Raw genomic sequence first — 6,805 nt, 5'->3', positions numbered from 1 at the left:
GCGACACGCGGTTTTGCACGTTCACGGCAGCCATGTCGGCGTTAACGCCCTGCTTAAAGTAGATGGTTATCATGGCCGTACCGTCGTTTGTGGCGGTACTCTCCATGTAGGTCATGTTCTCCACGCCGTTGATGCTCTCTTCAAGAGGCACCACCACGGAGTTGAGAACCGTTTGCGCATCGGCTCCCTGGTAGTGCGCCATCACCGAAATGGTGGGCGGTGCGATGTCGGGATACTGCGCAATGGGCAGCGACACGATGCCAATTAAACCCAGCAATACAAGAAACACGGAGATAACCGTGGAGAGTACTGGGCGTTGTATGAATCTTGTAAATGTCATATCTTACTTATTGAGCATTTAAGTTTCGTGAGTTTATTTCGTTTTTTCGATGCTTTATGCCGAGGGCGAACAATGCCCCCCCCCCTAGAACCGCTTTTATCCGTATGATGCTTGTCGGGCTAATGCCAACGGCAAACAGCAACGGCGATGCGCATTTAGCTTGGTTTGCGAGGTCCGAAACGGGTATTTGCTTATGCCGCAACAGGCAACACACCTGCGTACTATCCATATTAAGCACAAAACAACGCATCGTAAAGCAAGGCTCACCGTGCCAAAACTCAAAGCCTAAGAAACTGATAAACTAATAAACTTATAAACTAGAAAAACTTAAACAACTATTGTTCTACTTCTTCTTCATCATGTCGATAAATCCCTTTGCGCTAGTCTGGTTTTTGCCAAGCTTAGCAGCATCCGACACCTTTTTAAGATACTCTTCCTCGGTAAGCGGCACAATCTTCATGGTGTCTGTAAGCGTAGTTAGTCCGCGGGTAACAATCTTGTCGCCGGCTTTCAAGCCGCTAGTAACCACATAATTGTTGCCGTCGTTTTGTGGGTCGACCGTAATTTCGGTGTACTTCACGCGGTTTTCGGCGCCCAACTTGTACACAAACACCTTATCTTGTATCTCGGTAGTTGCGCTTTGGGGGATAACCAGGCTGTTGGTGCTAACGCGCGGCACGATAATAGTGCCCGATGCACCACTTTTAAGCAGGTGTTCGGGGTTGGGAAAACGTGCTATAAGCGACACGGCACCCGTGGTTTGACTGATAACACCGCTCATCTTTACCACCTTACCCGTGTGTTTGTACATCGTTCCGTCGGCCAATTTCAGCTTTACTTCGGGGTAATCGCTAATGGCGGCGTGCGTTCCGCCCGCTTGTTTCGACATGTTCAACACGTCTTTCTCGTTCACCGAGAAATACACTTCGATGGTAGCCGCATTCGAAACGGTTGTCAATGGCTCTACGCTTTGCGCGCTAACCAACGCTCCCACCTTGTAAGGCAAGCTACCCACGATGCCGTTAGCCGGACTTTTCACAAAGCAAAAGCCCAACATATCTTTTGCCGAAGACAGCGAGGCCTGTGCTTGCGCCACGGCAGCACGCGCGCTTTCGTAGGCGTTCTGCGCCGTTTGCAGTTCGTACGAACCGATAACGTTGCGCTCGAAAAGTTTCTTGCTGTTGTCGAAAGTAAGCTTGGTGGTGTTAAGCTGCACCTTAGCCGAATTAAGTGCGGCCTGCGCTTGGCGCACAGTTGCCTGATACGTGGTGTTGTCGATGACGAAAAGCAGCTGCCCTGCCTTAACCACCTGCCCTTCTTGCACGCAAAGTTTGGTGATAAAACCCGACACTTTGGGCCTTATCTCCACGTCTTGCACACCCTTAATAGAGGCCGGATAAGTTGTTTCCGTCTCCGAACCTTGCGTGCCTACCGTCATTACGGGATATTCGTTGTTGTCCATTTTCATGTTGCCCTTGCCGCCACATGCAGCCAAGAGTGCAACACAGGCCACCAACATTAACCATTTCTTTTGTCTCATACTCTATTATCTAAATACTATTCTGTTTCTATTTTCAGCCAAATTGCTATCCTAATTGCAAAAAACCGACGCGCATATTGAGTTTTTGCACTGCAAAGTTACAAAGAAATATCAACCCATTTCAGTGCAGCCCACACCATTTAACTATAATTAGCACAGCGCAAACCTAAGGGTTAAGCAGTCGGCGCAATATGCCAATGCAGCATCATCGAACCCAACTCGCCTTGCTGATAATTGGCGATGGCAAGTGGGTATGGCGGTAAGCGCACTGCGTATGATGGTTTTTGGTTGACAAGCTGACGAGTAATCCTCCATTCTTTGTCCACTTTTCAGTATAATTTTTAACATTATGAGTGCCTGTTTTGTCCACCAACCGTCCCCTTGACCGCAAATAATCGATTCTCGCGAAGGTTAGTTTTTGCGCAAAAAAGGGTTAGTAAGCGAATGCGGCAAAATGAATTTTTATTTAAAAACGCCGCCATTTGCACCAGTTATTGGGCTATTTGCTGCTAAATGCAGTGCATTTTGGTGCTAAATAGAGTGCGTTTTGATGCTAAATGGAGTGCATTTTGATGCTAAATGGAGTGCATTTTGGTGCTAAATAGAGTGCGTTTTGGTGCTAAATAGAGTGCGTTTTGATGCTAAACGCAAGGCAAAATGCTGCTAAATGCGAGACAAAAAGCATAAAGATACACTGCAATGGTATAAATAAAACCTTTTCGAGTCGTTAAAAATATGGCTGAAAAGGGCAAAATAGCCGTTAATACGTGGGATTTTAGGGGCAAAAAGCAGGTAATTGGGACTGAAAAAACTGCGAACTGGCAACCAAATAGAAGGGCAAAGTGGTGCAAAATGCAGACGAAGTACCCGAAATTGGACAAAATAAAAAACGTATAAGACAGGTTTTTGCATCAAATCACTTGCCAATTACCTCCTATTTGCGCTAGAAGTAGGTGTTCAGACAGAAGTGTTTTGTAAAGTTTAAGTAACGTATTTAACTAAAATCGACCACAGAAAAAGGTTGGACGATGACCTTTAATCACCTAATTTGGATTAAACGGAATATACACGTGTGTACAGGGCTGCGCGCATGGGTATGGGACACAGAACATCGCAAACTCGTTTTTGAGGACTTTCAGGCGTGCCGGAGCTGTCCTTATGGCAGACCACAAGCTATGCAGGCATGACCGAAAGTAAGCGTAACAGCGCCTTTCTCATGTCTTTAATAAATGGAATATGCCTCAAACATAATGAAAATGCACGAACGCGCCAAGGGAAAATGTCTGTAAGATTGCAGGAATGTAGGAAGCGGTAAATGAACCCCGCAGGCAAAAAAAAATCAAGGGATACCACAAATACTTTGGACTTAATGAAAAGCACAATATACTATTTATAATGCAAACTAATAGTTAAATAGTTTGGAATTTACTCGCCAATTCATTATCTTTGTCACATATAACTATGACAACGTAAGTAATGAAAATCATGAACATCAAAGCTAACAGTCCATTGCAGGGGCTATCCAAACATATCGTGAGGGAAAGGCCCGGCAGGCGCAGCGGTATAGAATCGCTAACAAACGTCTGTGGGGGCATGCGGTTCTCCGGGTATCTGTTCGGCTCGGACGTGCAAGACATGCGCGCCGATTGGCGAGTTGTAGGAAACGACATGAGGAAAGCAATGCACGGATATGGAAAATAAGCGGCAACGCCAACAACTGCAAAAACCAAAAATCATATACCGCAACCCCAAGAGCATGAAGAACCCGTAGACTTGTATGAGGTGTTGCAGTCGGTGGAACCCGAAAAGCGAGACATCATCATAAGGGCATTTTGGGCAATGGAGGAACATAAGGCATACAGCGGACCGCTACCCGCTCCCGAAGACTTCGGAGCATACAAGGACGTGTTGCCCGATGCACCCGAACGTATCCTTGCCATGGCCGAGAAACAAATACAACACCATATCAGCATGGAAGAGAAAATCGTATCATCGGGACTCTCCGAAAGCAAGAAGGGGCAAAACCTTGGTGCTATCATTATATTGGCATGCATCGCAAGCAGTGTGTATCTCGGCATGAACGGACACGACATCTTGGCAGCAGCGTTGGTGGCCATCACAGCAGCAGTAGGCACAATCTTCGTGTTGAAGAAAACCCCACGCAGCGGTGGCAAAGGGATTTCCTTGAAAGAGGAAGATACCGGAGAATAACGTTTCGAGCTATAACAAATACGTCTTGATAATCAAGTAGGAGGTAAATGCTAATAGTAGGTGTTTACCTCCTACGTTAGTATTTGCCGACCACTCACACCACCGTACGTGCCGTTCGGCATATGGCGGCTCCTATTTTGTCTCCACGAATCTTCCGCTGAGCCGCCCAAAGCCGGAGCTATGGGCATGAGATAGGGGCAAAAACAAAAAGGAGTTGCGAACCTTGCGGCTGCAACTCCTTTTGTTATGTCGGGATTACTGGACTCGAACCAGCGACCTCGCGCCCCCCAGACGTGTGCGCTACCAACTGCGCTAAATCCCGAACATTGCCTTTTAAGCGTGTGCAAAGGTAGGCAATAAATTGATAACGGCAAAATTTTTATGGCGTTTTTTCGGGTTAAGTGTGAAATTATCGCTTTTTTATCGTATTTTTGCGGTGGCGCAGTGCATCTTTTCTGGCTGTTAGGGGCAGATGGTGCGGGTTGCCGTCATGTCTAATCCAATATATACGAAACAATGAAACAACGTTTGCTTTCACTTTTTATGGTGGCTGCCGCGCTTGTGCTGCTAACTGCCTGTGACAAGAAGGACGACCGTGCAACAATCCGCAAGCCCGAACCTGTGGAGCCTATAAAACTGGGCGTGCTGCCTGTTGTGTTCCATGTTTTCTATGCCGATGAGAACGATGCTACGCAAAAGGTTCCTGCCGGAAGACTAAAACAGGTGCTAGACAATGTCAACGGATTGTACCGCGGAGTTTATAGTGGAGCTGGGAATGCAAACATACGTTTCTTGCTGACACCCGTTGACGGGTCGGGCAACAGGCTCGACGAACCTGGCGTGGAGTATATCAAGCTGGAAGAAAACGAATATCCCATCGACCCCTATGTGCTGATGAACGACAAGTCGGGCAAGTATAAGCGGTATATGTGGGACCCAAACCGATTTATTAACGTGTACGTATACCACTTTAAGCAGACAAAGACGAACGGAATAACGCTCGGCATCAGCCACATGGCGATTTCGGCGAAGGGCGAACACGAGCTGGAAGGCTTGCTTGCGGTGCAAGCCAAACACCTAACTTTGGATAATTTGCCAACTCCTTTCTGTGTTTCGGTGAACAGTGTGTTTGTAAATGATGAGTCGAACCGCTATAAAGATTGGCCCAACTTGCGCTTTCTTCGCATCACCTCTGCCGACTTCAACGTTACGCTCGCCCACGAGCTGGGGCATTATTTGGGACTATTCCACGTGTTTGGCGAAGAGAAGGGGGAGTATATAGACGGATTTAAGGATACAGATTACTGCAAAGACACGCCCACATATAATAAGGTGGCATACGATAAGTTTTTGGCGGAATACCTTCAAACGCACAATGCCCAGACTGCAGACCTTAATGAGTTATTGAAACGTACGGGTAGCGATGGCAAAATGTTCAACTCTAACAACATCATGGATTATGCCATAAGCTTGGGACACACCTTTACACAAGACCAAACCAAGCGTATGCGCCACGTTCTTAATTATAGTCTGCTGATACCAAGGCCTGGTTCTAGAAGCAGAAGTGTTGACACGCACGCCAAACCTAAGGGCGTTGTGGATGTGAAGTTTAGGGTGATAGAATGACTTAAAAAGGTGAAAGAATGAAAGGGTGAAAGGGTGAAAAGGTGAAAAGGTGAAAGGGTGAAAAGAGGAAAAGGTGAAAGGGTGAAAGGGTGAAAAGATGGCTACGCCCACCAACTTGTCAACTCGTTTACTTGTCAACTCGTTTACCTGTCAACTCGTCTACCTGTCAGCTCGTTAACTTGCCAACTTGTCAACTCGTCTACCTGTCAGCTCGTTAACTTGTCTACTTGCCAACTCGTCTACTTGCCAACTCGTCAACTCGTTATATATAGTAGTGTCGTTCAGACAAACCCCTCTTTTGCTTGTTCCTCGCCACTGTGTGCGCCTAACACGCTAGTACTTAAATCGTGCTTAGTGCGAGGCAACAACGTAGCAACAGCGTTTTTATCCCTAACCACATTGAAGAGAGACTGGGGAACTTTTGTTTTGTTCTTTGGACATTGAAATGAGTCGTTTTTCATCTCTCATCACTACCAAACAGCAGACAGACAACACTTTATTCTCACTTTCTGTTGTAAGTTATTTTCTTTTTGCTTAATTTTGTAGTCGAATAACAACTGCTTACTTAGGGTACGCTTTGCATGACATCTGTTTTGTTCGTTGTGAACATTAAGTAATCAATGTGTTTTTTTTGTGGTGTAGTTAAGGCACTAAACAATCGCTTAGACGGTGCAAACTCTATATGTTTAGGCCCAAAGGCACAAGAAAGATTTAAAGCTTAAAACCACAATGAGCACGAAAGTGATTGGCTGCACTGCGTTTAAACCAGCAAATAGCGAAAACGAATGCACTTAAAGACCTAAATTAACTTAACTATATTTTATTTATCCTTAAACATGACTGAAATGAACGAAAAGCAGAAAAAGCCGCAGGCCTTTTGGCGGATGTGCTTGGTTGCATTGATATGTATGCTATCCAGCACACTTTATGCGCAAAACATCACGGTGACAGGAACCGTGAAAGACCCAATGGGCGAACCTGTTATCGGTGCTTCGGTGTCGGTGCAAGGCACGCGCGCGGGTACCGTTACCAACATCGACGGGCATTATTCCATCGAATGTTCGTCGCAAGCCACGCTGGTATTCTCG

Annotated in this window: 8 protein-coding genes and 1 tRNA gene; 5 read left to right on the top strand and 4 right to left on the bottom strand. The window is 46.1% G+C overall.

Features of this window, described 5'->3' with window-relative positions:
* From BN93_RS05745 to BN93_RS17435, 3 genes are all read right to left on the bottom strand, one after another.
* On the bottom strand, window positions 1–340 hold a 340-nt coding region (locus BN93_RS05745; RefSeq protein ID WP_198007493.1), incomplete at its 3' end, for an efflux RND transporter permease subunit.
* A 343-nt stretch (window positions 341–683) separates the two neighbouring features.
* Window positions 684–1,880, bottom strand: coding sequence for an efflux RND transporter periplasmic adaptor subunit (locus tag BN93_RS05735; RefSeq protein ID WP_009231778.1), 1,197 nt, complete (start codon window positions 1,878–1,880; stop codon window positions 684–686).
* A gap of 150 nt (window positions 1,881–2,030) precedes the next feature.
* A complete protein-coding gene (locus tag BN93_RS17435; protein ID WP_139145451.1) occupies window positions 2,031–2,228 on the bottom strand; it encodes a hypothetical protein in 198 nt (65 codons plus the stop codon).
* A 387-nt stretch (window positions 2,229–2,615) separates the two neighbouring features.
* Between BN93_RS17435 and BN93_RS18485 the strand changes: the two genes are divergently transcribed.
* From BN93_RS18485 to BN93_RS05725, 3 genes are all read left to right on the top strand, one after another.
* On the top strand, window positions 2,616–2,777 hold the full coding sequence (locus BN93_RS18485; protein ID WP_019187389.1) for a hypothetical protein: 162 nt from the start codon (window positions 2,616–2,618) through the stop codon (window positions 2,775–2,777).
* Between the two features lie 579 nt (window positions 2,778–3,356).
* Window positions 3,357–3,581, top strand: a complete 225-nt coding sequence (locus tag BN93_RS05730; RefSeq protein ID WP_019187388.1) for a hypothetical protein — start codon at window positions 3,357–3,359, stop codon at window positions 3,579–3,581.
* An 81-nt stretch (window positions 3,582–3,662) separates the two neighbouring features.
* Window positions 3,663–4,091: a DUF2335 domain-containing protein gene (locus BN93_RS05725; RefSeq protein WP_019187387.1), complete on the top strand. Its 429-nt coding sequence runs from the start codon at window positions 3,663–3,665 to the stop codon at window positions 4,089–4,091.
* A 249-nt stretch (window positions 4,092–4,340) separates the two neighbouring features.
* Here the strand turns inward: BN93_RS05725 and BN93_RS05720 are convergent.
* Window positions 4,341–4,413, bottom strand: a tRNA-Pro gene (locus BN93_RS05720).
* Window positions 4,414–4,607: 194 nt separating this feature from the next.
* Between BN93_RS05720 and BN93_RS05715 the strand changes: the two genes are divergently transcribed.
* Together BN93_RS05715 and BN93_RS05705 are read left to right on the top strand one after the other, a co-directional pair.
* A complete protein-coding gene (locus BN93_RS05715; protein ID WP_019187386.1) occupies window positions 4,608–5,717 on the top strand; it encodes a zinc-dependent metalloproteinase lipoprotein in 1,110 nt (369 codons plus the stop codon).
* Between the two features lie 845 nt (window positions 5,718–6,562).
* On the top strand, window positions 6,563–6,805 hold a 243-nt coding region (locus BN93_RS05705), incomplete at its 3' end, for a carboxypeptidase-like regulatory domain-containing protein (protein WP_044259918.1).

The organism is Prevotella conceptionensis 9403948 (genome assembly GCF_000312305.1).
Taxonomy (GTDB): Bacteria; Bacteroidota; Bacteroidia; order Bacteroidales; family Bacteroidaceae; genus Prevotella; species Prevotella conceptionensis.
This window is presented reverse-complemented; position numbering and strand designations above follow the sequence as displayed.

Coding starts and splice junctions, on each gene's coding strand:
- BN93_RS05715 (WP_019187386.1), top strand. CDS start 4,608: ATGAAACAACGTTTGCTTTCACTTTTTATGGTGGCTGCCGCGCTTGTG.
- BN93_RS05730 (WP_019187388.1), top strand. CDS start 3,357: ATGAAAATCATGAACATCAAAGCTAACAGTCCATTGCAGGGGCTATCC.
- BN93_RS18485 (WP_019187389.1), top strand. CDS start 2,616: ATGGCTGAAAAGGGCAAAATAGCCGTTAATACGTGGGATTTTAGGGGC.
- BN93_RS05735 (WP_009231778.1), bottom strand. CDS start 1,880: ATGAGACAAAAGAAATGGTTAATGTTGGTGGCCTGTGTTGCACTCTTG.
- BN93_RS17435 (WP_139145451.1), bottom strand. CDS start 2,228: ATGTTAAAAATTATACTGAAAAGTGGACAAAGAATGGAGGATTACTCG.